We start from the raw sequence: 23684 nt of genomic DNA, 5'->3' as shown, positions 1-23684 counted from the left end.
GGCCAATACGACCCGCAACCGGTGACGGTTCAGCAAGCGGGCGCGTGTTCTTTAGGGCCGTAGGTGACGATCAGGCGATAAAGCTCATCCTTGCCGGCAAAACTGCGCGGCAGCATGACCTCCTGACGCTGGATCAGAGCGGGGTCGTAGCCCTGAAGCGTGATCTTTGACTGCACATATTTGAGACCGGCGGCCTGAAGATCGACGATTTCCGGGTGCACCCGTACCGAGGCAAAGGTCAGTTCGATGCGGCCAGTGTCCGGATCGACCTTGTCGAGCAGAGGTTTGAGCATCGGATCATAGGGTTTGGATTTGTAGTCTATGGTGCGGATATCGAGCGTAATCGTCCGCTCGCACGGCTGCGCCACTGCCTGTCCGGCTGCAAACACCAGACAGAAACCTCCCAGCAGGACAGCCATTGACTTCATGCGGTTTGTACCCTCGCAGTTGTTGTCACCGCTTGCAAGTGTAACCGAAATCGCCGCAACACCTATTCGCATTTCCGTGAACGGAAACCGGCAAGGCCAATAATGCGAATAATTCTCATTGACGAATGCACGCAATCAGGGCTAGATAGTCTCAAGCGTTCGGGACCGGACAGCCTCCCCTTCCGGCGCTTTCTGAGGGACGTCTTGTCGCTCAATTATCCTCGGTGCACTCAAACCCGCCTCTGCCTGAGGCGGGTTCTTTTTTGGATCAATACAGGTCGCGGCGATAACGCCCATCGCTGAGCGCCGCTTGCAGCCAGTCCGGGCCGAGCGCCTCTTTCAGAGCCGCATCGACTCCGCGCCCCATATCCAACCCGCCGCAGACCAGCACGCTGCCGCCCTGCCCCAGCCAGTCGCGGATGGCCGGGGCCTGTTGGGCTATCACGTCCTGCACATAGGTTTTCACGCCATCGTCAGGACGCGAAAAAGCCAGATCCAGCCTGCGGAGACGCCCGCCGTGTTGCCAGCCGCGCATCTCATCAGACAGACGCCCATCGTGCAACGGATGGCGCTCGCCATAGATCAGCCAGCACGCCCGCCCACGCCCGGCCAATTCCAGCAGATGCGGCCGCAGTCCGGCCAGACCCGACCCGGCGGCGATCAGCAGCACTGGACCGTTGCCCGACGGGGCCTGGAAGCCCTTATGGGTCTTCAGCCGCAGCGGCACGCTTTCGCCCAAGGGAAGCGTCGTCAGCAGTCCGGAGCCTTCGCCGCGTGAGCCGTCAGCCTTGATGACTTCGCGCACAAACAGGCGCACCCGCCCCTCTTCGGGCAGGGAGGCGATGGAATAGTCGCGACGATGCCCGGACGGCGTCAGAACTTCGGCCAGATCGCCGGCCACCCACGTCGCGCCTTCCGGAATGGCCAGGTCGATGGCAAAAAGCCCCGCCGCCGCGCTGTGGGGATTGAGCCGTCCGCGCGCGATCAGGGGCGTCAGGGCGAAGGGATTATCCGCTTGCATCGCCGCGCCACCCCATTCCTTGAGGTAGGACTCCCACTGTTTCAGGGCCGTTGCATCGAGATCATCGACCTCGGTGATCGGTTTTTTGGCCGTCGCGCCGCAGGCGGTAAACCAGTCGTGCACGCGATGGCCAAAGGCGCAGAAGTCTTCGTAGCTGCGGTCGCCCAGGGCCAGTACGGCAAAGCTTTGGGCCGACAGGTCGGGACGCGCAGACATAAGTGCGCGCTCAAAGGCCGCGCCGTCGTCCGGGGCATCCCCGACACCGGTGGTCGAGGCCACGACGAGCACCAGTTTGGCCTGTTGCAGGTCTTCGACCGTTGCCTTGCCCAGCGACATCAGGCGCGTGGTCAGACCGCCCGTGCTCAGCGCCTTGTGCGTATGGCGCGCCAGTTCTTCGGCCTGCCCGGTCTGCGAGGCCGAGAGGATCAGGGCATCGACGGCCACGGCCGACGCACGGGTGCGACCGCGCGTCAGCATGACGCCGCTCATCAGCATCCACAACAGGCCGGCCCCGGCGGCCAGTCCCACGCGCAGCGGATCAGTGGTAACGAAGTCGATCATAGCCAGTCCTCAAGGGCAGGGCTCAGCACCTCACGCCCGTCGCTCAGCCCCATCAGACAAGGGATAGCATGGGTTTGTGCAAAAGACATGGCACGCTGTTCGCCCATCACCATCAGAGCGGTGGCCAGCGCATCGGCGCGCCAGCACTGCGCATCAAAGACGCTGACCTGACGGATACCGCTCTGCACCGGAGCGGCGCTGGCGGCGTCGATCGTGTGCGACAGGCGCACGCCGTCATGGATAAAATAGCGTTGGCTGTCACCCGTGGTGGCCACGGCCAGATCGCAGAGCGCCACAAGGGTTTCGGTATTGAAGCCGTTATCGGCGCGGTCAATCTCAATCCACCACGGCTGACCTTCGGACCGGATGCCGAACGCTTTCAATTCGCCACCAATCTCGATCAGTGCCGAATGTACCCCCGGCGTCGCCTTGAGCCTGTCGGTCACGGCATCGACGGCAAAGCCTTTGGCGATGCCACACAGATCGAGTTTGAGACCTTCGGGTTTAATTAGCCCGTCCGGCCGCCAGTCAAGCGCGCGCCAGTCCTGACGCTGTTTCAGCGCGGCGCGCGCTTGCGGTGTCGGCAGGCCTTCGGGCACGATCTTCGCGCCGAAACCCCACAGTTCAACGGCTTCCAGCAGGGCCGGATCGAAGCCCCCCCCGGTCAAACGCGCCATATCAAGCGCGTGGGCGATAACCTGCATCAGCATAGGCGGCAGGGGTACAAACGCCCTTGCCTTGGCCTCATTGAAGCGCGTCAGGTCGGAATCAGCGCGATAGGGCGACATTTCGGCATCAATGCGGTCGAGAATAGCCTGAATCCGATGGCAAAGGCCCTGCCGATCCACCGGCCCGTCGCTGAACAGCCGCACCTGCCACGTTGTGGCAAAGGCCTTCCCTGACACTTCGCACGGCAGGCACGCCGATACATCTTCCGGCGGCGTGATCCGCGCCGGAACCAGAACGCGCCGGTTTGGTAAAGTGTCAGTTTGGGTCATTACACTTAGCTTAAGCCCCTCCCCTAATTTTAGGGGAGGTGGCATTCGAGCCCCAGGCGAGAATGACGGTGGGGTTAATGGCCGAGCTTTGCCCCCACCGCCTTTGTCACTATTTCGACCGAAATCAGGAGAGGGATTTTCTTACGGCTTGATGGCGAACGCCACGGCACCCAGTTCGGTCGTGCCTTTGGTCGAAGCCGCCACGGCCTTCTTGCCGTCCCACTTGAACGGCGCCTTGACCACTTCGCGGCCGCCGCCTTCGCGCGACGCTTCGACATTCAGCACGTAGTCACCGGGCGTCAGGCCCTTCAAAGCCGAGGTGTCGATCTTCGCCGTCTGACGGCCTGGGGCCTTGGTGGCCGACGACAGACCGCTGACCTCAGACGCGCTGAGGTCGCGGCCCGACTTACGCCACCAGGTCCGCAGGTCCTTCAGCCACTTGTCGCCCTTGCCCACCTGATACCAGATAAACAGGTTCGATTTGTGCGCGCCCGCGCCGTCCTCGATCCACGCCGCCACATAGGGCTTATGGTATTCGGCGACATTGAGACGCGGCACTTCGACATCGACGGTTACGGTCCCGGCCTGAGCGGCACCGACCGCACCGGCGCTGAGGACCGTCGTCCAGATGGCGGCTTTAGCGAACATGATAAACCTCACGCATGAATAAACAGAAGGAAGAGGATGAAGGGCACGATGGTGCCCAGACCGACCAGCGGCCAGGTGATGCGCCGCCCCCGCGCATAGATCCACAGAAGGCCCAGACCGGTGACGCAGAAGATGACCGAGGCAATGGCGATGATGTCGATAAACAGGCTCCAGGCCGGACCGGCATTGCGCCCCTTATGCAGGTCATTGAGCACCGCAATAAAGCCGCGATGGCTCTTTTCGTAGGTCACATAGCCCGTATCGCGCTCGACGCTCATCCATTCGTCAAAGCCCGGTCCCGGCATGGCAAAATAGAGTTCGCTATCAGAGACTTCGGGCAGGACTTTTGAGACGTCAATGCCGGTATCCGCCTTGAGCGCCCTGGCCAGATCGTTCGGCAGGCGCGCCTTGTCCTGCGCCTTCGGCAGCAGGGCCAGGGTCTGCGCGCTCAGGTCCTTTTCCCAGTTGGTGACCTGCGGCTTGGCCTCGATGAGGCTGGCGTGATTGAGCGTAAAGCCGCTGACCGAAAACAGGATCATGCCGACCAGACAGAGGGCCGAGGATATCCAGTGCCATTGGCGTAACTGATTGCGCCAGAAGGAGGGTGTCGGTTTGAACGAGGTCGTCATCAGGCTTGGGGCTCTATTTAATAATCATTCTCATTATCAAGGCGTCCCGCTTTTTGCAAGGCAGCAAAACATCTTAAATAGACAGATGTTCAGCTCTTATACGGTCCAAGGTCGGCGTTCCCGACAGGGCCATGACCACTTCCAGTTCTTCCCTTAGCGTGCGTATCGCATGGGCCACACCCAGAGGCCCGGCGGCGGCCAGAGCCTGCACGTAAGGACGCCCGATCAGCACTGCCGACGCCCCTAAAGCCAGCGCCTTGAACACATCGCTGCCGCGCCGGATACCGCCATCGAGCAGGATCGGCACCCGCCCCGCCACAGCCGCCGCAACGGCGGGCAAGGCTTCGATGGCCGCCGGCAGGGTATCGAGCACCCGGCCGCCGTGATTGGAGACGATCAGCCCATGCACCCCCATGTGGCAGGCGTGGTCGGCGTCTTCCGGGGCCATAATGCCCTTGAGGATGACCGGCAAGCGCGCTTCGGACAGTACCCATTCGATGTCGTCCCAACCGGGGGCCGTCTTCATCAGACCGTCGAAGACGCGGCTTTGCCCCGGCGCCGCGACAGGTGCAGACAACTGAGACGGCAGATTGACCGCCGACAGGTGCGGCGGCAGGCGGAACCCCGCGCGTTGTTCGCGATTACGCACCCCGGCCATGGCCGCATCGACCGTGATTACCAGCGCGCGATAGCCTTCGCGTTCGGCCCGGTGAATCAGGTCGAGCGATACGCCGTGATCGGCCTGAAGATAAAGCTGAAACCACAGCGGCGGCGCGGTTTCGGCCTGCGCCACGTCTTCGAGCGCGAGGGTCGATAGGGTCGAGAGCACCATCAGAGTCTGGGTCACCGCTGCGCCCAAAGCCGTGGCACGCTCGCCGTCGGTATGGAACAGCTTCTGATAGGCCACGGGGGCTAAAAAGATCGGATGTTCATAGACATGGCCGAAGAGGTTCAGTCGCGTGTGACCGCCGGCCACCGACCCCAGTACCCGCCCTTTCAGCAGAATTTCGGAGAAGGCTTCAAGGTTACGGCGGACCGTGTGCTCATCCCCGGCCCCCGCCTGAAGATAGGCCCAGGCCATATCGCTCAGCCGCTCGCGCGCATAGGCCTCATAGTCTGAGACCGCGACTATATCGGGGGGAATGACCGTCAGGGGCGCCTTGGCTGACATCACATCTGCGCCCATTGCCGCAGAAGGTTGTGATAGTGGGCGGTGAGACTCACCACCTCTTCGCTGTCGCCCAGTTGGCTGCGCAGGCGCAGAATGGTCATGTCGAGTTCAAACAGCATCCGCCGTTGCTCGCTGTCCTTCACCAGACTTTGCGTCCACAGGAAGGCGGCCAGCCGCACGCCGCGGGTGACCGGTTCGACGCGGTGGAGCGAGGTGGACGGATAGAGGATGGCGTCCCCGGCGTTCAGCTTGACCTCATGCGCGCCGTAGGTGTCTTCGACGATCAGTTCGCCGCCCTCATACGCTTCCGGATCATTGAGAAAGACCGTGGTCGAAACGTCGGTGCGCGCCGTGAGGCCCTTGAACGGATCGTGATGCAGGGCGCTGTCCACATGGTTGCCGTAGTGCCCGCCGCCTTCGTAAGCGTTAAAGCGCGGCGTCAGGACAACATGCGGCAGAGCGGCCGACTGAAACAGGGGATGACGGCGCAGCGCCGCCTCTATGCGTTCCCCCAGTATCCGCGCCTCAGGTGCATCGGCGGGCAGTTGCTTGTTTTGCTTGACCTTCTGTGCCTGCGGCCCGGCCGAAGCCGCGCCATCGGCCCAGCGCGCCTCAGCGAGTGCGGCGCGTATCTCGGCCACCTCTTCGCGGCTCAGGACTTCGGGCAGATGCAGCAGCATGGCGAACTCATATAAACATGGCCCCGACCGGAAGGTCGGAGCCAGAAGATCATGAAGCGATTGATAGAAGGTGGAAAGGGCCGCGTCTGCGAAACAGTGACGCAGCCCCGCCTTTTTTAGAACTGGTAGTTCAGGGTGACGGTGGCCGAACGCGGCGCACCGGGGATCAGACGCGAACCGCCATTGTTCAGCGTGGCGATATAGTCTTCATCCAGCAGGTTATAGACGTTCAGTTGCACCGACACCTTGTCCGTCAGCTTATACGAACCATAGGCATCGACCACCCAGTATTCCGGGATGAACGGCACGTTCTGGGTCGCCAGATCGACGCCTGGCGTATTGGCGCGCACCTGCTCACCGGTATAGCGCGCCCCGCCGCCCAGGGTCAGCTTCGGCGAGACTTCGTAGGTGGTCCAGACCGTGGCCGCCAGTTCCGGCGACCAGCGGGTCACCGCCCCCGTGGCGTTCGCGCCCGTCGTACCTCTTTCGACCTCGGTATCCATAGTCTGGATACCGGCGGTAAGGTTCCACTTGTCGGTGATCTTGCCGACCACGCCCAGATCGAAACCCTTGACCGTGCGCTTGCCGAAGTTTTCACCAAAGCCCGTGTTGAAGGGGTCTTCGACGAACTCGTTCAGATGCTCGGTCGAGTAATAGGCGGCGGTCAGCGACACCCGGCCCGACAACACGTCCCACTTGACCCCCGCTTCGAGGTTGCGCGTCTCAGTCGGATCAACATTCGGGTTGTTGATATTGGTCGAGGTTTCACTACCGCCAACCGTGGTGGTCGAAGCGCCCAGATTGACCGTGCCCGGAGGCGTTTTGGAATTGGCATAGGCCACATACAGGCTGGCCGTTTCGACCGGCTTATAGACCAGACCCGCCTTATAGCTGGTCAGGGTGCCGTCGCCCTCGATACGGCTATTGGTCGCCGTTGTGGTCGTGATGCCGTAGCTATCGACGCGTACCCCGGCATTGAACAGCCACTTTTCACCGAAATGGATAGTGTCGAACAGATAGGCCGAACCCACATTCAGCTTAACGAAGGCGCGTGTGCCGTTGAGCCCATTGACCGGCAGATCGACATTGGGGTTCGGATTGTACAGATTGGCCTGCTGGGCGGTGGTCAGGGTCACGGCGTTGACGCCATAAACGGCGACTTTTTCCGTCGAAAACTCCAGACCGTAGGACAGATCGTGCGTGAAGGCACCCGTGGTCGCCGAAGCCGTAAAGTTGGTCGCATTGATCAGGGCGTCATTATCCTTGACCACGTGCTGACGCGAACGGTTGACGATCCAGGTCGAACGATCATTGAGATTGGTCGCGGTGATCCCGGCATTACCCGTGCTCACTCCGGTCAGGACACGATCGAGCGAGGTACGGCTAAGGCGCGTCGTATTGGTCATATAGACGCCGGACTCAAAGTCGTGCTCGAACTTCACGGTGAATTGCGAAGATTCCGTGTCTTCGTAATCGCGCACCGAGCCGTAGTAATTTTCCGAATCGACACGCGGAGCGGCCTGAATGGTCGGCGTAGCGTTGTAGAACCCCGGATAACCGACCGAAGGGATGCCGCCGTCAGGCACATTGTCGCCCTTTGACACTTGCGCAAAGCCATAGAGGCGCGTCGGCGTACCGATGCCGATGCCATAGGCCGCCGCAACGGCATAGCCCGACTTCTTCACCTCGTCGCGGCCCACGGCATTCACGTCATCGGCCATCAGGTTGAGACGCAGACCGCTGGTCTTACCCACAGCGCGGTTGACATCGACCGTGGCGCGCGCCCCACCCTGACTATAGGCCGCCAGTGTACCGGAAGCCGCCGCCTCAAGCGTCGGGTGCTTGGAGACCAGATTGATATAGCCCGAAGAGGCCCCGCGACCGATATCAGCACCGCCGGCCCCCCCGGATCACTTCGACCTGCTCCAGATTGAAGGTATCGCGCGACGCCGAACTCATATCGCGCACCCCATCGACCAGAACCGAGGTCGAAGCGTCGAAACCGCGCATCTGGAAGGTATCACCGGCTGAGGTATTGCCGTTTTCGCCCATCTGGACCGTGATCCCCGGCACATTGCGCAGGGCTTCCATCAAGGACGCGGCCTGTTGCTGCTGAAGGACTTCCTTCTTGATGACGCTTACGGTCTGCGGCGTGTCAATCAGGGCCTGGGTCTGCTTGGGCGACGACACCACGTCGGCCTTATAGCTGTTGTCATCGGCGGTAACGGTGACGCCTTCCAGCTTCTTGTCCTGCGCCAGAGCCGTTGCGGAAAGCGCTGGAACCGCCGCTGCGGCCATGAGGGCGGCGGTCAGATAACGGTTGGAAGCGTGCTTGCGATTGCGAATGTGAGACATGTGCATCAACATCTTTGAAAAAAGGCGTCGCGGTTTCCGTCTGACGCCGAGGGAGGGTGACCGGCAGACCGGCCTGCGAGCATTCTCGGTGGAATTGCGAATAATTGTCAGGTGCAAATACCGCACTTCGGCTTTATTGCAACCGCAAAATGACCCTTTTCCACCGTATGACGTCGTTTTTTGCAAGTGTGTCGCAAATTCAACAAGCAGCGCCGCAGAAATGACCGGGGGCCGACGCCGTGGTCCCACACCCGCAACGCCGCCCCCCGTTCCCGCCGGAGCGGGTAAGGCATATGGTACCCTCTGACAAACCTTAGAAAGGCAGAACTTCCAGCGTCACGGCGTATGACGAGCGCACCGGCGGCATGTCACGTTGCACCGGTTGCCCCTGCGGGCGGGCGCCCTGAGGGCCGGGCTGAGCACCGGCCTGCTGACCCGCTTGCGGACCGCCCTGCGGACCATGGTCGTCGTCGGCTTCGGGACGCGGCGGATAAGAGGTGTTCAGATAGTACTGACCACCGAACTTCCAGTTGACGGCAATCGTACCTTCGGCATCAGCGGTCACCGTCTGCTCGTCAAGTTCGCCACGGAAACGCACGCCGCCCGGCACCACCTTGACCTTTAGGCCGGGCATCGGCTTGCCATCCATCAGTACACGGAACTTTGCCGTTTCACCCACCACCAGATCGGTCGTCGGTTGCAGCGGGAACAGTTCAAGTCCCTGCCCCACCGGCTTGATTTCAGACGGTTTTCCCGACGTCACGAAGGTTTCGACCCGCCCGAAATTGCGGCTGACCTTAAGCTCCGGCGCATTGGCCGGCACCTGCTTGGCGAAGTCGTCTTCGGAACCACGGAAGCTCTTGGTTTCTTCGCCCGCCTTCCATGTGGCCATCACCATGCGATTGACCGAAGCGATGCGATAGGTGCCTTCGGTCGCCAGCTTGACGTCAAAGGTCGAGCGCAGCTTGCCCGTTGAGGCGTTTTCGGCTTCGACCGGCGAACCGTCCGGCGCGCTGATCTGAAGATTGGTCAGGCGCATGGCGTTATGGTCGGCGTAGAACAGGCCGTTAGACGAGGCGGCATCCACCGTCACATAGGTCGGGCGCTGCGGATTGGTCGAGGCTTCGACCTGCGTCGCCGAGGGCAGCAGCCACTGGCTGTGGGCCAGAGCCGCCGGGGCCGCCGCCAGAAGGCCCAGCGCGGCGGTGCCGGTCAGAAAGCGCTGAATCAGGGTCATTTAGGAGTCTCCGGAAGTCTGTTCTGATGCGAGAGAATTGTGATCATGGCCCCGTCGGCGGTCGCCGCGTCTGAGGCCAAAGGTAATGGGGACGGTAGCCCAGGATTCGACCGCCTGACCGCCGCGCGTCGCGGGCCGGAACTTCCAGCGCTTGACGGAGTCTATGGCGGCGCGATCCAGTCGCATGGAGCCACTGGACGCCTGCACCTGTACCTCACCGACGCTGCCGTCGGGGCGCACCTGAAGGCGTAGCTGCACCGTCCCCTCCTCGCGCCGCGCCTTGGCTTGCGGGGGATAGGCGGGCGGCGGATTGCTGTTGAGTGCCGACTCGACATCGACACCCACAAATTCATTGCGCGGTTGCGCCGCCGCCGGAGCGGGCTTGGCCACAACGGGAGCTGCTACCGGTGCCTGCACCGGCGGGGCCTTCACGGGGGCCATATCCAGCGGCGCGACCTGAGCCACCACGGGGGCCGGGGTTTCGCGCGGCTGAAGCATCGGCTTGTGCTCAACCACAGGCGTTTCGGGTTTGGGCGTATCGGGCGTGATCACGGGCTTAGGCGGTGCGCGGCGCGTTTCAATCGGCACCATCTCAACGACCACGGGCGCGGTTTCCTCGACCTCCGGGGTCGTCAGACTAAACTGTGTACTGACGATATAGGCGGCCAGAGCGGCATGGACCGCCAAGGACACACCGATGGCCACCGATGCCCCGCCGCCTGTGCCCTTGCGACGCTTCACAGGGGCAGACACGCTACGTTCGCTGCGCGTTGTGCCGTTTGCGTCGGTGAGGATACTCTGAGCGGTCATGCGTCAAAAGCCAGTGACAACGAACCGGACCCCAACGATCCGGATGATAGGGCTGACTAGCACTCCTGCAACTCATTCGCAAGCGCATTGAAAACAATTCTCATTATGATAAATCGTCGCACCCCTGTGGTGATATGTGTATCCGCCCCTTGATTACATTTGTGACCAACGTAAGACTGTCGCCCTAATCAAAAGGGGCCATGCCATGAGACTCAGCCATCTGCGCGCCACTGCGGCCGCCGTCACCGCCTTTATTGCCGCCGCCAGCCTGACTCCGGTCTGGGCCGCACCGGCCACAGGCTATCAGTTACCTCCGGCACCGATTGCGCAGATACTCGATGCCCCGCCGACCCCCGGCGTCATGGTCAGCCCCGAACGCCGCACCATGGCGCAGATCGGTCGTGAGAACCTGCCCTCCATCGCCGCCGTGTCGGAACCGATCCTGCGTCTGGGCGGCTATCGCATCAATCCGCGCAATAATGGCCCTATCGAAGCCCGCGCTGCCTGGCTGAACAGTCTGGCCTTTGAAGACGTGGCCACGGGGGCCGTGCGTCCGGTTGCCTTGCCCGCCGGGACGCGCTTCCTGTCGCCGCGCTGGTCACCGGACGGTACGAAGCTGGGCTTTCTGGTCGATGCCAGCGGTGGTCTTGAACTGTGGGTCGCCGACGTCAAAACGGCTACGGCCAAAAAGCTGACCGGCGGCATCGTCAATGCGGCCTTCGGCGCCGGTTTCGACTGGCTGTCTGACGGTTCGGGGGTTCTCGTCTCGGCCGTTCCCGCCGGACGCGGCGCCGCCCCGGTGAAGGACACCACGCCGTCCGGCCCCGTTATTCAGGAATCGAAGGGACGCACCGCCGCCATCCGCACCTATCAGGACCTGCTGGCCAATGCCTATGACGAGGCCCTGTTCGACTATTATTTCACGTCCCAGATCACGCGCGTTTCCCTGAGCGACGGGGCGATCACGCCGATCGGCACGCCGGGTCTCTATACCTCGATGTCCGTTTCGCCGGACGGCAAATACCTGCTGACCAGCCGCCTGAAGCGTCCCTACAGCTATCTTGTCCCCGCCGGGCGTTTCCCGACCGAAATCGCGGTGAGTACTTTGGATGGCAAACCGGTCAAGCTTCTGGCTGATCGTCCGTTAACGGACAATCTCCCCGCGGCCTTCGACGCCGTACCCACCGGGCCACGCTCCGTCTCGTGGCGCGCCGATGCCCCGGCCACGCTGGTGTGGGCCGAAGCACAGGACGGCGGCGATCCGAAAGCCAAGGCGGCCGTCCGCGACACCCTGTTTACGCTCAACGCGCCGTTCGATGGCACGCCGCAAAAGCTGATCGACCTTGATCAGCGCTATGCCGGGCTCGACTGGGGCCGCGCCGATTTCGCGCTGGTCACCAGCCGCTGGTTCGACACGCGCAAGGAAAAGCGCATCGCGCTCGATCCCTCCCGGCCCGGCAGCGGCCGCGTACTGCTGGAGCGCAACTATCAGGACCGCTACAATGATCCGGGCAACGCCGTGTCGCGCCTCACCGCCGAGGGCGAAGAGGTGCTGCACTTCACCCCGGACGGCAAGTCGGTCTTCGTGATGGGGGCCGGCGCCTCGGCCAGGGGCGAATTCCCCTTTGTGGGCAAGATGTCCCTGAGCGACGGCAAGGTCACCCGCCTGTGGCAGGCCGAAGCCCCCTATTATGAAGCGCCGGTGGCGTTGGCCGATCTGGCGGGCAAGTCGGTCATCACCCGCCGCGAAAGCAAGGACGACGCCCCCAACTACTTCATCCGTCCGGTGGGCACAAGCTCAAAGACCCGCGCCCTGACGCAATTCCCGGACCGCGCGCCGCAATTTGCAGGCGTCACCAAACAGACCCTGACCTATACGCGCGCCGATGGCGTCAAGCTGTCGGGCACCCTCTACCTGCCCGCCGGTTACGATAAGGCCAAGGACGGTCCCCTGCCCCTGTTCATGTGGGCCTATCCGGAAGAGTTCACCGACGCCTCGGTCGCCAGCCAGACGGTCGATAGCGGCAATCGTTTCGTCCGTCCGGGCGGGGCCAGCCACCTGTTCCTGCTGACCCAGGGCTATGCCGTGCTGGACGGGCCGTCCATGCCGATCATTGGTAAGGACGGGGCCGAACCGAACGACACCTATGTCGAGCAACTGACCGCCAGCGCCAAGGCCGCGGTCGATGCCGTCGTCGCTCTGGGCGTCGCCGACCGTAACCGCATTGCCGTGGGCGGCCACAGCTATGGGGCCTTCATGACCGCCAACCTGCTGGCGCACACCGACCTGTTCCGCGCTGGGATCGCGCGCTCAGGGGCCTATAACCGCACCCTTACGCCGTTTGGTTTCCAGTCGGAACAGCGCACCTACTGGGAGGCGACCGACACCTACACCAAGATGAGCCCCTTCACCTATGTGCGTAACATCAAGGACCCGATCCTGCTGATCCACGGCGAAGCGGACGACAATTCCGGCACCTTCCCCATCCAGAGCGAGCGCTTCTACGCCGCCCTGAAAGGCGCCGGGGCCAATGTGCGCTACGTGGTCCTGCCCAATGAGGCGCATGGCTACCGGGCGCGCGAGTCCAACCTGCATACGCTGTGGGAAATGACGCGCTGGCTGGATACCTATGTCAAGAACGCCCCGCCGCGGGCAGAAAAACCGGCCGCGAAGTAAGCGAAGTACGGAGCGCCTCCGGTAAGAGGCGCTCCGTACTTCGCATCCGCAAAAATAATCCACGGTTCGGGGTGGCGCTTTGACGCAGATTCGGTTATAGACCGCGCCAAATCACGCGCGCCGAACCGGTTTGGCCTCTCACATATGTCTGCGAGAGGCTTTTTTATGGGTTGGCAAGCGCCTCCGGCACCTGACGGAGGCGTGCGGAAAAGCCCCCCACCCGGCCCCCGGTTTATATATCGGCGCGCCATCCTCTCCCGATATGGGCCGAGGAAAGATCAGAGTCTTTTATGAATCTTCGCAATATCGCCATTATCGCCCACGTTGACCACGGCAAGACGACGCTCGTGGACGCCCTCCTGGCTCAGTCGGGCGTGTTCCGCGCCAACGAAGCCACGGTTGAGCGCGCCATGGACTCCAACGATCAGGAGCGCGAGCGCGGCATCACCATCCTCGCCAAGTGTACCTCGGTCTTGTGGAACGGTAAGGCCGGCGAAACCCGCATCAACATCATCGACACGCCGGGCCACGCCGACTTCGGCGGCGAGGTTGAGCGTATTCTGGGCATGGTGGACGGCTGCGTCATCCTCGTGGACGCCGAAGAAGGCGTCATGCCGCAAACCAAGTTCGTGCTGGGTAAGGCGCTGAAGCTGGGTCTGCGTCCCATCCTGTGCATCAACAAGGTCGATCGCGCCCACGCCGATCCGGACCGCGTGCACAACGAAGCCTTCGACCTGTTCGCCGCCATGGGCGCGACGGATGAGCAACTCGACTTCCCGCACATCTATGCGTCGGGCCGTTCGGGCTGGGCGACGCTGGACCTCAATGTGCCGTCCGACAACCTCGCGCCGCTGTTCGACCTGATCGTCGATCACGTGCCGCCGCCCGCCGTGCAGGCAAAGGTCAATGAACCGTTCCAGATGCTGGCCGTGCTGATCGAATCCGATCCGTTCCTGGGCCGCATCCTGACGGGCCGTATCGCGCAGGGTAAGGCCACCCCCGGTCTGGCCATCAAGGCGCTGAATCGCGACGGTCAGGAAATCGAGCGCGGCCGCATCACCAAGGTGCTGGCCTTCCGCGGACTGAAGCGTCAGCCGCTGGACGAAGGTTCGGAAGCCGGTGACATCGTCGCCATCGCCGGACTGTCGAAGGCCACGGTTGCCGACACGCTGTGCGATATGTCGCTCGACACCGCCCTGCCGGCGCAGCCGATCGACCCGCCGACCATCTCGATGACCGTGTCGGTCAACGACTCGCCGCTGGCCGGTCGTGAAGGCTCCAAGGTGCAGTCGCGCGTGATCCGCGACCGCCTGCTGAAGGAAGCTGAATCCAACGTCGCCATCCGCGTCACCGAGTCGGGTGAAAAGGACGCCTTCGAAGTCGCCGGTCGCGGCGAACTGCAACTGGGCGTGCTGATCGAAAACATGCGCCGCGAAGGCTTCGAAGTCGCCATTTCGCGTCCGCGCGTGGTCTATCAGACCGATCCGGAAACCGGTGAGCGCATGGAGCCCATCGAAGACGTGATGATCGACGTCGATGAAGAGTTCACCGGCGTCGTCATCGAAAAGCTGTCGGCGCGTAAGGCTGAACTGAAGGACATGGCCCCGTCGGGCGCGGGCAAGACGCGCATCCAGCTCAAGTCGCCGTCGCGCTCGCTGATCGGTTATCAGGGCGAATTCCTGACCGACACGCGCGGTTCGGGCGTGCTCAACCGCGTCTTCTCGCACTACGAAGCCTATAAGGGCCCCATCGAGCAGCAGCGCAAGGGCGTGCTGGTGTCGAACTCGGACGGTGAAACGGCGGCCTACGCTCTGTGGAACCTCGAAGAGCGCGGCGTCATGTTCGTAGGTGCCGGCGAAAAGACCTATATGGGCATGATCATCGGCGAAAATTCGCGCGCCGACGACCTCGACGTCAACCCGATGAAGGCCAAGCAACTGACCAACGTCCGCGCGTCGGGCAAGGATGAAGCCATCCGCCTCACCCCGCCGCGTCGCCCGACTCTGGAACAGGCCATCGCCTATATCGAAGACGATGAACTGGTCGAAGTGACCCCGCTCAACATCCGCCTGCGCAAGAAGGAACTGAACCCCTCGTTCCGTAAGAAGCGCGCCAAGGAAGATTAAAACAAACGGCCCCGGAAACGGGGCCGTTTTTGTTTGTGGGCAAAGGCTCATCAAAGGTGCCTGCGCTTTGCGATTGCGTTTTTTATCGTTCCTGATAACTTATCGGCGCTAAGTTATGATGGGGGGAGTTCACATGCGTCGCTTTTGGGTATCGGTGGTTTTAAGTTTGGGGGTGATTGCCGGTTTTGTTGTCATCGGACTTTATTACGTACCTGATAGCGCCCGCTTGCGCCCGGCCGATGAAGCGAAGTGGCGGGCGTTGACCTTGCCCAAACCCTATGTGGAATACGCCTGCGGGGATAGCATCGGGAAAGAAGAGCGTACTGAGTGCGAGGCCAACCTGTCGGAATATGCCCCCGGAAACGGTTTCGACCTCATCTTTCCTCAAAACATACCCGATGAAGACTGCGCGCTGATGGCCACAGTGCTGCGCGACGAGGCCAAGGCTGAAAGCGATGGCGAAGTCTATCTGAACGTCAAGGGTCAGATGAACTGTCCTTTTTCAAAATATGGACTCAAGCATTATACCAAACACGAGCCCGAAGGCGGATATTTTATTATGAACTACTATAGCCTTGACGAACGCCGTGTATCGGCCGACGTCTTTGCCTTCGCCTATCGCCATACCTACGTCTCACGACCCCAATACAGCCTGTTTCGTACGCGCGCCGTCATTGCCTATGGGCATGAAGTCGAAGCAGGTTCCGGTTATATATGCACCTATAACCGCTTTTCAGGTCAATGGCGGCGTGAGGGCACCTGCGCAATGTCCTGGGTAAGCTGACTTAAAGTATTGGGGTCAAGGGGGCCTTGCCCCCCCCTGTCTTGCCCCCCTGTCTTGCCCTAGGCCTTCAACATTTGCTCGACAATGGCCTCGTCCAGCGGTTCGAAGGTGTCGATCTGGGCGCGGTGCCACTGCTTCATCAGTCCTTCGCGCGCTGTGCCGTTGAGAATGGCGCCCGGTTCGACGTGCGGATAGGCGACATCGCCACGCACAACCTCACCATTGGCGGCGCGCACGTGCAGGTGCCACGGCTTGAGGTCACGCGGGTGGTTGAGGCCCGCCGCCGCCAGCATTTCGGATAAGGCTTTCAGCGTATTGCGATGATAGTGTTCGACACGCGGGGCCTTGTCCCTGACCACAAGCGCGCGTCTGCGCCACCAGGCCTGAGTCGTCACGCCGGTTGGGCAGTGGTTGGTATGGCAGGCACGGGCCTGAATACAGCCGGCAGCGAACATGAAGGCGCGCGCCGCCATCACGAAATCGGCCCCCAGCGCATGCACGCGGCAAAAGTCAAAGGCCGAGACGACCTTGCCCGAGGCGCCGATGCGGATATGACCGCGCAGCCCGGCCCCCACCAGCGCATTGTGCACAAAGCTCAACCCTTCGAACAAAGGCAGACCGACGTGGTTGGACAGTTCGACCGGTGCCGCGCCTGTGCCGCCTTCGCCCCCATCGACCACGATATAGTCCGGCGTGATGCCGGTGGCCAGCATGGCCTTGACCAGCGCCAGAAACTCGGCCCGGTGGCCGATCGCCAGTTTCAAACCCACAGGTTTGCCGCCCGATAGGCGACGCAGTTCGGCGATAAAGCTCATCATTTCGCGCGGCGTCGAAAAGGCAGGGTGGGCGGCGGGCGACACGCAATCGCGTGTCCGGTCGATCAGGCGAGTGCGGGCGATTTCGCCAGTAATCTTGGCGCGCGGTAGAACGCCACCGTGTCCCGGCTTGGCCCCCTGACTGAGTTTCAGTTCGATCATCTTCACCTGATCAAGCGCCGCCGTGCGCGCAAAGGCCTGTGGATCGAACTGGCCCTCCGGCGTGCGACAGCCGAAATAGCCGGAGGCGATCTGCCAGATCAGGTCCCCGCCATATTTGCGGTGATATTTGGAAATGGCCCCTTCGCCGGTATTGTGGGCAAAGCCGCCCAGCTTCGCCCCTTTGTTGAAGGCCATGATGGCATTGGCCGACACGGCCCCGAAGCTGGTGCCCGAAACATTCAGCACCGAAGCGAAATAGGGCTTCTGACAATCGCGCCCGCCTATGCTGAGGCGAAAGTCGCTGGAGGCGATTTTGGACGGGCGCATCGAATGCGATATCCAGCCGTAACCCACGGCATTGACGTCACGAATGGTGCCGAAGGGCAGCTTGTCCGACACATTCTTGGCGCGGCGATAGACCAGCGCGCGCTGTTCGCGGGTGAAGGGCACCGGGTCGCGGTCGTCCTCGATCAGGTACTGGCGGATTTCCGGCCGCACCGCCTCAAGGATAAAGCGAAAATGCCCGATGATCGGATAGTTGCGCAGGATGGCGTGTGAGGTCTGGGTCAGGTCGCGCAAACCGATCAGGCTCAACGGCGTAAGGAGGAGCAAACCCCACCACAGATGCTGATCAACAAAATAGCCCGCCACCGCGCAGGCGAGCGTCAGCAACCACACACCCTGAAGGATAAAAAATCTCGATATCACCGCCGCCCCGCCCGATTAGTCATATAGCTGACATTATCAAGCGCTTGCGACGGTTTTCTGAACGGTGCTGTTAAACCGCATCAGGGCTTTTTGGGTACGGAACTGAAACCACCCAACTGCCGGCTGAGGCCAATCATTATGGTCGGTGTGCGATTTTCGCTGGCAGACACGCTACGGAAGCGATTCGTCTCGGTAACCGTTTCGATCTTCGTCAGGGGCAGCGGTTCCTGCACCGTGATCACCAGCGACAGCTTCGGCATCAGATTGCGACGATAGTCAATCATCCCGTAACCATTGGCGCCGCGATACCCCTGCGTCGTGTAGCGTCGCCCGTTCAGCTTGTAATTCAGCGACAGAGAGCCCGTCTTGAGCGTATAGTTGAGCGACACACCGCCACTAAGGGCTGTATCCGAACGACTGATCGACAGTTCCGGCACATCAATGTCCACAAAGGTCACCGTCGTGTCGAAGTTCACAGTAAGCGTGTTGTTCCATCGCTGACTATAGGTCGCCGTCAGGCCGTAATTGCGTTCCTGGCCCGCATTCTTTCGCGTTGTCTCGGTGACGAAATTGCCAAGGTTCTGCGGATCGGCAATGACGCGGCTTGAAGTGACGAGCGTTTTGTCCTTGAACCGATAAAAGCCCGTTATTCTATAGTCCGAATGCGGCCGGTTAACCTCGTAAGTGACTTCCAGATTGTCGGCCTCTTCGGGCCCAAGGGCCGCATTCCCGATGGTGACGGCAGTCGCAGAACTAAACACCAGACCGGGGTTGAGATCGACAGGCTGTGGTCGTTGCTGCTTGTGGGTATAGCTGAAGCGCAGACGGCGTTTGGGGGAAAAGGCATAGGTGGCAAACAGGCTGGGGTTTAAGCGGGTGTAGTCGATATGATTTTCAAGCGTCGTTCCCGGCGCTTCGGTCGAAAGCTCAAGGGTTTCGGCCCGCAGACCGGCCAGCAGTGTCCATTTGGGCGTCAGTTCCCACTGCGCCGTTGCATATACCGCCGCCGACTGTTGCTCATAGCGGAAGCGATTACTTAAAAGGGCATCAAGCTGCAAATCCGCGACGGAGCCCGCCGGACCATAGGACAGGGTCTCGGTTTTGCTGGTTTCCGTATCGAATTGTGCACCGACGCTGACCTGAACGCGGTCAAAGGTGGTGTTGTACGCGGCGGACAGCATGGCGGTGCGGGTATTGGAACCCCCATCGCGCCGGGTATAGCGTGTGCCGGTGTTGGTGCTTACCGAAGCGCGTTCATAGTCTAAGCGAGTGAGCGAAGGCGTGTCCCGGTTCGATTGCGAGACCGTCAGGTCGAGCTTGAAAGACTGATCCGGCTTTTGTCCGTAGTGGGTGTAACCAAAGCTCAGACTGCCGTTGTCGTTAGGGGTGCGCCCGTCGCTTTGCGAGCGAAAAACATCGCTCAAAGCACCGTCGGCCCCACGGGAGGCGGTATAGCCTGCAAAGTCGCTATTCACCTTCACCTGGGTGTAGCTGAGCCCGCCGGTCAGAACATCATTGTCGCTCAGGTCGTATTGCAGATTCGTCGTCAGCGAGCCTATGCGGTATCGACCTGTGACGGTACCCTCGGATCGCGCCTCACGGATTGCGCTGCCCGACGCATCAAAGGCGGTGGAGGCGCTATCGAAATCACTTTCGGAACGTCCGTCAAACACCGCCGCAAAGCCACTTATATTCAGCTGACCCTGCGTGTAGCTGAGATAGGTGTAGGCGTTACCGCCACCGCGCGAAGCGACCTGCGCAGACACGGACCCAAACAAGCCCGGCGGCAGATTGCGTTTGGTGACGATATTAACAATCGGCCCCGAGCCGCTGGAAGAGTATTGCGCGCCGGGATTGGAGATGACTTCGATGCTGGAGATATAGGCCGACGGCATGGCGCGCAGTGCCACAGCGCGATTATCTCCGGACAGCATCAGCGATGGACGACCGTTCAGATAAACCCGCGCGATCTGACCGCGCACACTGACATCGCCCTGCGCATCGACGGACACACCGGGTACCTTGTTCAGGGCCTCGGCCGCTGTTCCTGTGGCGGCCGCCGGGTCCTTCGAAACGTCATAGACCTCCTTACCCGTTGGGTCCACGCGCTTCTTGCCCTGAACCGTAACGGTCGTAGCGGCTTTATCATCACCTTCCGGGGTCTTAGGCGTTTCCGCCTTTTTCGCCTCTGTCGCTTTGGTCGCGTTCTGGGTATGCCCCGTCGTCGGCAAAGCGAACTGAGCGGCAAACAGTAAAGCGACCATGGGAAAACCATGGCGTGAATAAGCGGACAAAGCCCCCTCCCCGCGATGTGTACAACTCAACCGAACAGAGTCGTCTTACACAATTATGACTTACACATCGGATTAAGCAAGCATCGCTTTTCCGTCTTTGATCCTCCGATGACTTTTTTGCTCTGTCGCTTTGGATTGCAGCCCTGACACTCTGCGACCTGCGCGTAATCTTAAGGCCCTTCTGCCGCCTCAGCGGCCCTTTACCCCCTTGGCGACTGTCATTCCCCGCCAAGGTCGATCATGCGCCATCCCCGTCGTTCGCTGCTTCTTTCTGCCACCGCTCTGGCTCTCGTTTTTGCGACCCCGGCGGCACTGGCGACCACCACGGTTTCGACGGCCACCACCACGCCCTTACAAACGGCCACAGCCAATAGCGGTGGTGCAGACGATATCGACATCACCGACGCCGCCACGATCACCTTAACCAGCGGCACCGCCCTCACCGTCAATTCCGACAACACATTGGTTCTCAATGGTGTGATCGAAATGTCGGCGTCAGAAAGCGGTGCTACGGGTATTCTGATTGACGGGGCGCGCACAACCAACCTAGACCTTTCAGGCACGATCACGGTCACAGACGACTATACTGCCGAAGACGAGTACGATGATGATATCGTCGATGGTGTCTTCGCAGAAGGGACCAACCGCTATGGGGTGCGCGCCACCGGCCTACTGACCGGCAACGCCGATATCGACTCGACGATCACCGTGCACGGCAATCAGTCCGCCGCCATCCTGTTTGAAAAGGGGCAGGTCGGTGATTTCCTGTTTGACGGGACGATCAGCGTTCTGGGCGACGACGCCCGCGGTATCGCCCTGCGCGGCCCGCAAACCGGTCAGGTCTATCTGAGTGGCTCTATCTATACGCAGGGCAAGGGCGCACAGGCGGTTGAGCTGTCCGGCGCGATCAACGGTGCTCTGGTCATCGACGCTTCGGTGACCAATACCGGCTATCGCTACACCAGCATCTCTGACGATTATCTGGATCTTCTGGACGCCGATGACCTCTATCAGGCCAGGGCCGCGGTGCAGGTCTCAAATACTGTCAGCGGTGGCGTGCTGATCAACGCCGCCGTCACCAGCGAGGACGACACCAATACCGACGAAAACGGCAACGGTATAGAAGATACCGAAGAGGGCACGGCCTCTATCGCCCAGTACGGCACGGCGCCGGCCCTGCTGATCGGTTCCGATACGCAAGCCATTACGCTGGGGGCCATAGCCTATAATGACACGGCCACTGACGATTACAGCAGCCGGACCTATGGACTGGATATACGCGGTTCCGTCTCGGCCTATGGCGTCTATGAGGGGGTAAATGCCACAGCCGCACAGATTGCTGGTCTGGGATACGAGGTACTGGTCACCAATGGCATTGGCCTGTCCGGATCGGTCAGCGCCTCCGCTTATGAAGCCATAGCCACGGGTCTGGCGCTAAAAAGCGGTGCCAGGGTTGGCACGCTTAATCTGTCGGGCACGCTGTCGGCCAACACCACCACAACCGATTCTCACACGGCCTATGGTCTGGATATCGACAGCGGCGCGACACTAAGCACCTTGAAGATTGAAACAGGGGGTGCCCTCACCGCCTACGGCTATGGCACGACGGCCAATGCCACGGCCTTGCGCGACACTTCCAACACCCTGACCTCCCTACTCGTCAATGGCAGCATCTCCGCCGGCATTACGCCAGGTGATGAGGACGAAGACGATGTGACCGACACCGCCGTAAACCGCGCGGTAGCCATAGACCTCAGCGGCAATAGCGTGGCAACGACGATTGAGCTGGTCAATGCCCATCTCGATGATGACGATTATGCCCTTCCCTATATCGCCGGTGATGTGAAACTGGGTTCCGGCAATGATACCGTCCGCGTGTCCAACGGTTATATCTATGGCAATATCGACTTCGGTGCGGGTAGCAATAGCCTCACGATCGAAGAGGAAGGCGTCGTTCTCGGCAAGCTGACGGGGGCCGGAACGGTGGCCGTCGATGTCGCCAACGGCCGTCTCGGGCTGAGCGCGGGCTCACAACTGACCCTGTCGAGCCTGCATGTGGGGAGTGAGAGCGAGCTTTATCTGGGGCTGAGCACCGCAGACCCCACTAGGCCTCTTCTGATCAATACCGGCACGACGGTGTTCGACGATGGCGCGGCGCTCTATCTGACGCTGGACAAGATTATCCAGACGCCGACGCGCTTCACTCTGATGACCGGCAAAAACATCGACTTTGGAACGCTCGACTTCGCAGACATGGATGAGCAGGTCCCCTGGCTTTACAAATCCACCCTGACGACGGGCAGCGCCAATGACGGGCTCTATGCCGATTTTCGTCTGCGCACGCAGTCCGAATCCGGTTTGAGCGTCACCGAGTACAGCGCCTTGGGGGCGGTGCTGACGGCGGCCGCGACCGACGATGACACGACCAGTACGCTACTGGCCGCTACCACTGAAACCGGTTTTGTCAGCACCTATGCGGCCTTCCTGCCCGATTTTTCGGGTGAAACCCTGCTGTCTCTGTCGCGCGGCCGTGAGGCCCTTACGCGCTCGATTCAAAAGCAGTCGATCCTGCCCGGCGTGGGCGAAACTCACTACTGGCTTCAGGAAGAGGGCTATCAGCTCAACCGCGAACGCGGCCAGACCCTGGGTTTCAAAACCACGGGGTTCAGCTTTGCCGGCGGTATCGAACGCGGTCTGGGCTATGGGCAGGCGGTGGGTCTTTTCACCAGCTACACAGCGGCGACTCCCAAAGACACCTACGCCACCGCCTATGAAACCTCTTCGGCGGCCGATTTCACCGTGGGCGGCTACTGGCGACTGGAGAGCGGTGGTCTGAAAGCCTGGTTAAGCGCCGGGGTGGGCGGCACCTTCTTCGAGACGGAGCGTCAGATGGTGGGCTCCGCCAATACCCTCACGGCGCGCGCCAAATGGAACGGCTACAGCCTCTCAGGCAGTACGGGGGCCTCCTATCGGGCGACACTGGGGCCAATCAGCGTAAAGCCGCTTGTCTCAATAGACTATTACGCGCTGAAAGAAGACGCGCGGGATGAGAGCGGCGGCGGAAGCGCCTTCGACCTTAGCATAGACGAACGCCAGAGCCATATCGCTACGGCCTCTGCGCTCCTGAGCTTTGGGCGCGGTGACCTTACGGCCCTGCTGCAACCGGAATTCTGGGTGGGTTATCGCAATAATGTCTCGGTGAAGGTGGACGATACCGTCGCGCGCTTTACGGGCGGGGATGCGTTTACCCTCTCGGCAGGCGACGTGAAGGGCGGCGCGCCGGTCATCGGTATGCGTATGATGGCAGGCAACGAATATGGTTATGTGGCACTTGAAGCGGAAGGCGAAAAATACAGTGAATACAGCAATTACAAACTGAGCCTTCGCACGGGTTTCAAATTCTGAGTTCACACCTAAGGTATTAGCTTATTATAATTCATATTATTATTCAAAAACAATATTTTGTTGATATATTCTAATATATTGGTTGAATCAAATTCTCTGATGTGTGGAATGAGCCCCTGTCACGACAGGGGCTGAGGCGCGCTTTTTTCTGTTCGCGCGGCGCGAGAGGTGATAA

At 61.1% G+C, this 23684-nt stretch carries 17 protein-coding genes; 4 read left to right on the top strand and 13 right to left on the bottom strand.

From position 1 onward, the window contains the following. Positions 1–29: 29 nt before the first annotated feature. From ACK8OE_RS17400 to ACK8OE_RS17350, 11 genes are all read right to left on the bottom strand, one after another. The gene (locus ACK8OE_RS17400; RefSeq protein ID WP_410273620.1) at positions 30–428 is read right to left on the bottom strand and encodes a hypothetical protein; all 399 of its coding nucleotides are present in this window, start codon (positions 426–428) and stop codon (positions 30–32) included. A 268-nt stretch (positions 429–696) separates the two neighbouring features. Then, positions 697–2010 (bottom strand): NADPH cytochrome P450 oxidoreductase family protein, encoded by a 1314-nt coding sequence (locus tag ACK8OE_RS17395; protein ID WP_410273619.1) that lies wholly within the window; start codon positions 2008–2010, stop codon positions 697–699. Continuing rightward, the gene (locus ACK8OE_RS17390) at positions 2007–3008 is read right to left on the bottom strand and encodes an FAD:protein FMN transferase (RefSeq protein ID WP_410273618.1); all 1002 of its coding nucleotides are present in this window, start codon (positions 3006–3008) and stop codon (positions 2007–2009) included. The genes ACK8OE_RS17395 and ACK8OE_RS17390 overlap by 4 nt, the downstream gene beginning before the upstream one ends. Before the next feature lie 141 nt (positions 3009–3149). Next, the gene (locus ACK8OE_RS17385; RefSeq protein WP_410273617.1) at positions 3150–3656 is read right to left on the bottom strand and encodes a DUF2271 domain-containing protein; all 507 of its coding nucleotides are present in this window, start codon (positions 3654–3656) and stop codon (positions 3150–3152) included. Positions 3657–3664: 8 nt separating this feature from the next. Then, positions 3665–4285, bottom strand: a complete 621-nt coding sequence (locus ACK8OE_RS17380; RefSeq protein WP_410273616.1) for a PepSY-associated TM helix domain-containing protein — start codon at positions 4283–4285, stop codon at positions 3665–3667. Positions 4286–4358: 73 nt separating this feature from the next. Next, on the bottom strand, positions 4359–5456 hold the full coding sequence (locus tag ACK8OE_RS17375; RefSeq protein ID WP_410273639.1) for an alpha-hydroxy acid oxidase: 1098 nt from the start codon (positions 5454–5456) through the stop codon (positions 4359–4361). After that, positions 5456–6136, bottom strand: a complete 681-nt coding sequence (locus tag ACK8OE_RS17370) for a Fe2+-dependent dioxygenase (protein WP_410273615.1) — start codon at positions 6134–6136, stop codon at positions 5456–5458. The genes ACK8OE_RS17375 and ACK8OE_RS17370 overlap by 1 nt, the downstream gene beginning before the upstream one ends. 116 nt (positions 6137–6252) lie before the next feature. Then, entirely contained in the window at positions 6253–7890 is a 1638-nt protein-coding gene (locus ACK8OE_RS17365; RefSeq protein WP_410273614.1) for a TonB-dependent receptor domain-containing protein, read from the bottom strand. 133 nt (positions 7891–8023) lie between these two features. After that, positions 8024–8491 (bottom strand): TonB-dependent receptor plug domain-containing protein, encoded by a 468-nt coding sequence (locus ACK8OE_RS17360; protein ID WP_410273613.1) that lies wholly within the window; start codon positions 8489–8491, stop codon positions 8024–8026. A 313-nt stretch (positions 8492–8804) separates the two neighbouring features. Then, positions 8805–9728, bottom strand: coding sequence for a DUF4198 domain-containing protein (locus tag ACK8OE_RS17355; RefSeq protein ID WP_410273612.1), 924 nt, complete (start codon positions 9726–9728; stop codon positions 8805–8807). Continuing rightward, positions 9729–10538 carry a TonB family protein gene (locus ACK8OE_RS17350; protein WP_410273611.1) on the bottom strand — a complete coding sequence of 270 codons (810 nt, stop codon included), beginning with the start codon at positions 10536–10538 and terminating at the stop codon, positions 9729–9731. It lies immediately after the preceding gene. A 205-nt stretch (positions 10539–10743) separates the two neighbouring features. Between ACK8OE_RS17350 and ACK8OE_RS17345 the strand changes: the two genes are divergently transcribed. The 3 genes from ACK8OE_RS17345 (at position 10744) to ACK8OE_RS17335 (ending at position 16125) form a co-directional block, all read left to right on the top strand. Beyond that, a complete protein-coding gene (locus tag ACK8OE_RS17345; RefSeq protein ID WP_410273610.1) occupies positions 10744–13215 on the top strand; it encodes a prolyl oligopeptidase family serine peptidase in 2472 nt (823 codons plus the stop codon). Positions 13216–13505: 290 nt separating this feature from the next. Further along, positions 13506–15341 carry a translational GTPase TypA gene (gene typA / locus ACK8OE_RS17340; RefSeq protein ID WP_126420263.1) on the top strand — a complete coding sequence of 612 codons (1836 nt, stop codon included), beginning with the start codon at positions 13506–13508 and terminating at the stop codon, positions 15339–15341. Positions 15342–15474: 133 nt separating this feature from the next. Then, positions 15475–16125, top strand: a complete 651-nt coding sequence (locus ACK8OE_RS17335; protein ID WP_410273609.1) for a hypothetical protein — start codon at positions 15475–15477, stop codon at positions 16123–16125. A gap of 59 nt (positions 16126–16184) precedes the next feature. Here ACK8OE_RS17335 and ACK8OE_RS17330 read toward each other — a convergent pair whose 3' ends face one another. Together ACK8OE_RS17330 and ACK8OE_RS17325 are read right to left on the bottom strand one after the other, a co-directional pair. Beyond that, on the bottom strand, positions 16185–17780 hold the full coding sequence (locus tag ACK8OE_RS17330; protein ID WP_410273638.1) for an FMN-binding glutamate synthase family protein: 1596 nt from the start codon (positions 17778–17780) through the stop codon (positions 16185–16187). A 110-nt stretch (positions 17781–17890) separates the two neighbouring features. After that, positions 17891–20074 (bottom strand): TonB-dependent receptor, encoded by a 2184-nt coding sequence (locus tag ACK8OE_RS17325; RefSeq protein WP_410273608.1) that lies wholly within the window; start codon positions 20072–20074, stop codon positions 17891–17893. Between the two features lie 270 nt (positions 20075–20344). Here ACK8OE_RS17325 and ACK8OE_RS17320 point away from each other — a divergent pair, with 270 nt between their 5' ends. Beyond that, positions 20345–23509: an autotransporter domain-containing protein gene (locus ACK8OE_RS17320; RefSeq protein WP_410273607.1), complete on the top strand. Its 3165-nt coding sequence runs from the start codon at positions 20345–20347 to the stop codon at positions 23507–23509. Positions 23510–23684 lie beyond the last annotated feature (175 nt).

The organism is Asticcacaulis sp. W401b (assembly GCF_046503825.1).
Classification (GTDB): domain Bacteria; phylum Pseudomonadota; class Alphaproteobacteria; order Caulobacterales; family Caulobacteraceae; genus Asticcacaulis.
Note: the sequence above shows the minus strand (reverse complement) of the source record. Positions and strands in the feature narration are given on the sequence as shown.

Excerpts from the sequence above, each read along its gene's own strand:
- ACK8OE_RS17400 (WP_410273620.1), bottom strand. The coding sequence starts at position 428 with ATGAAGTCAATGGCTGTCCTGCTGGGAGGTTTCTGTCTGGTGTTTGCA.
- ACK8OE_RS17395 (WP_410273619.1), bottom strand. The coding sequence starts at position 2,010 with ATGATCGACTTCGTTACCACTGATCCGCTGCGCGTGGGACTGGCCGCC.
- ACK8OE_RS17390 (WP_410273618.1), bottom strand. The coding sequence starts at position 3,008 with ATGACCCAAACTGACACTTTACCAAACCGGCGCGTTCTGGTTCCGGCG.
- ACK8OE_RS17385 (WP_410273617.1), bottom strand. The coding sequence starts at position 3,656 with ATGTTCGCTAAAGCCGCCATCTGGACGACGGTCCTCAGCGCCGGTGCG.
- ACK8OE_RS17380 (WP_410273616.1), bottom strand. The coding sequence starts at position 4,285 with ATGACGACCTCGTTCAAACCGACACCCTCCTTCTGGCGCAATCAGTTA.
- ACK8OE_RS17375 (WP_410273639.1), bottom strand. The coding sequence starts at position 5,456 with ATGTCAGCCAAGGCGCCCCTGACGGTCATTCCCCCCGATATAGTCGCG.
- ACK8OE_RS17370 (WP_410273615.1), bottom strand. The coding sequence starts at position 6,136 with ATGCTGCTGCATCTGCCCGAAGTCCTGAGCCGCGAAGAGGTGGCCGAG.
- ACK8OE_RS17360 (WP_410273613.1), bottom strand. The coding sequence starts at position 8,491 with ATGTCTCACATTCGCAATCGCAAGCACGCTTCCAACCGTTATCTGACC.
- ACK8OE_RS17355 (WP_410273612.1), bottom strand. The coding sequence starts at position 9,728 with ATGACCCTGATTCAGCGCTTTCTGACCGGCACCGCCGCGCTGGGCCTT.
- ACK8OE_RS17350 (WP_410273611.1), bottom strand. The coding sequence starts at position 10,538 with ATGACCGCTCAGAGTATCCTCACCGACGCAAACGGCACAACGCGCAGC.
- ACK8OE_RS17345 (WP_410273610.1), top strand. The coding sequence starts at position 10,744 with ATGAGACTCAGCCATCTGCGCGCCACTGCGGCCGCCGTCACCGCCTTT.
- typA (WP_126420263.1), top strand. The coding sequence starts at position 13,506 with ATGAATCTTCGCAATATCGCCATTATCGCCCACGTTGACCACGGCAAG.
- ACK8OE_RS17335 (WP_410273609.1), top strand. The coding sequence starts at position 15,475 with ATGCGTCGCTTTTGGGTATCGGTGGTTTTAAGTTTGGGGGTGATTGCC.
- ACK8OE_RS17325 (WP_410273608.1), bottom strand. The coding sequence starts at position 20,074 with ATGGTCGCTTTACTGTTTGCCGCTCAGTTCGCTTTGCCGACGACGGGG.
- ACK8OE_RS17320 (WP_410273607.1), top strand. The coding sequence starts at position 20,345 with ATGCGCCATCCCCGTCGTTCGCTGCTTCTTTCTGCCACCGCTCTGGCT.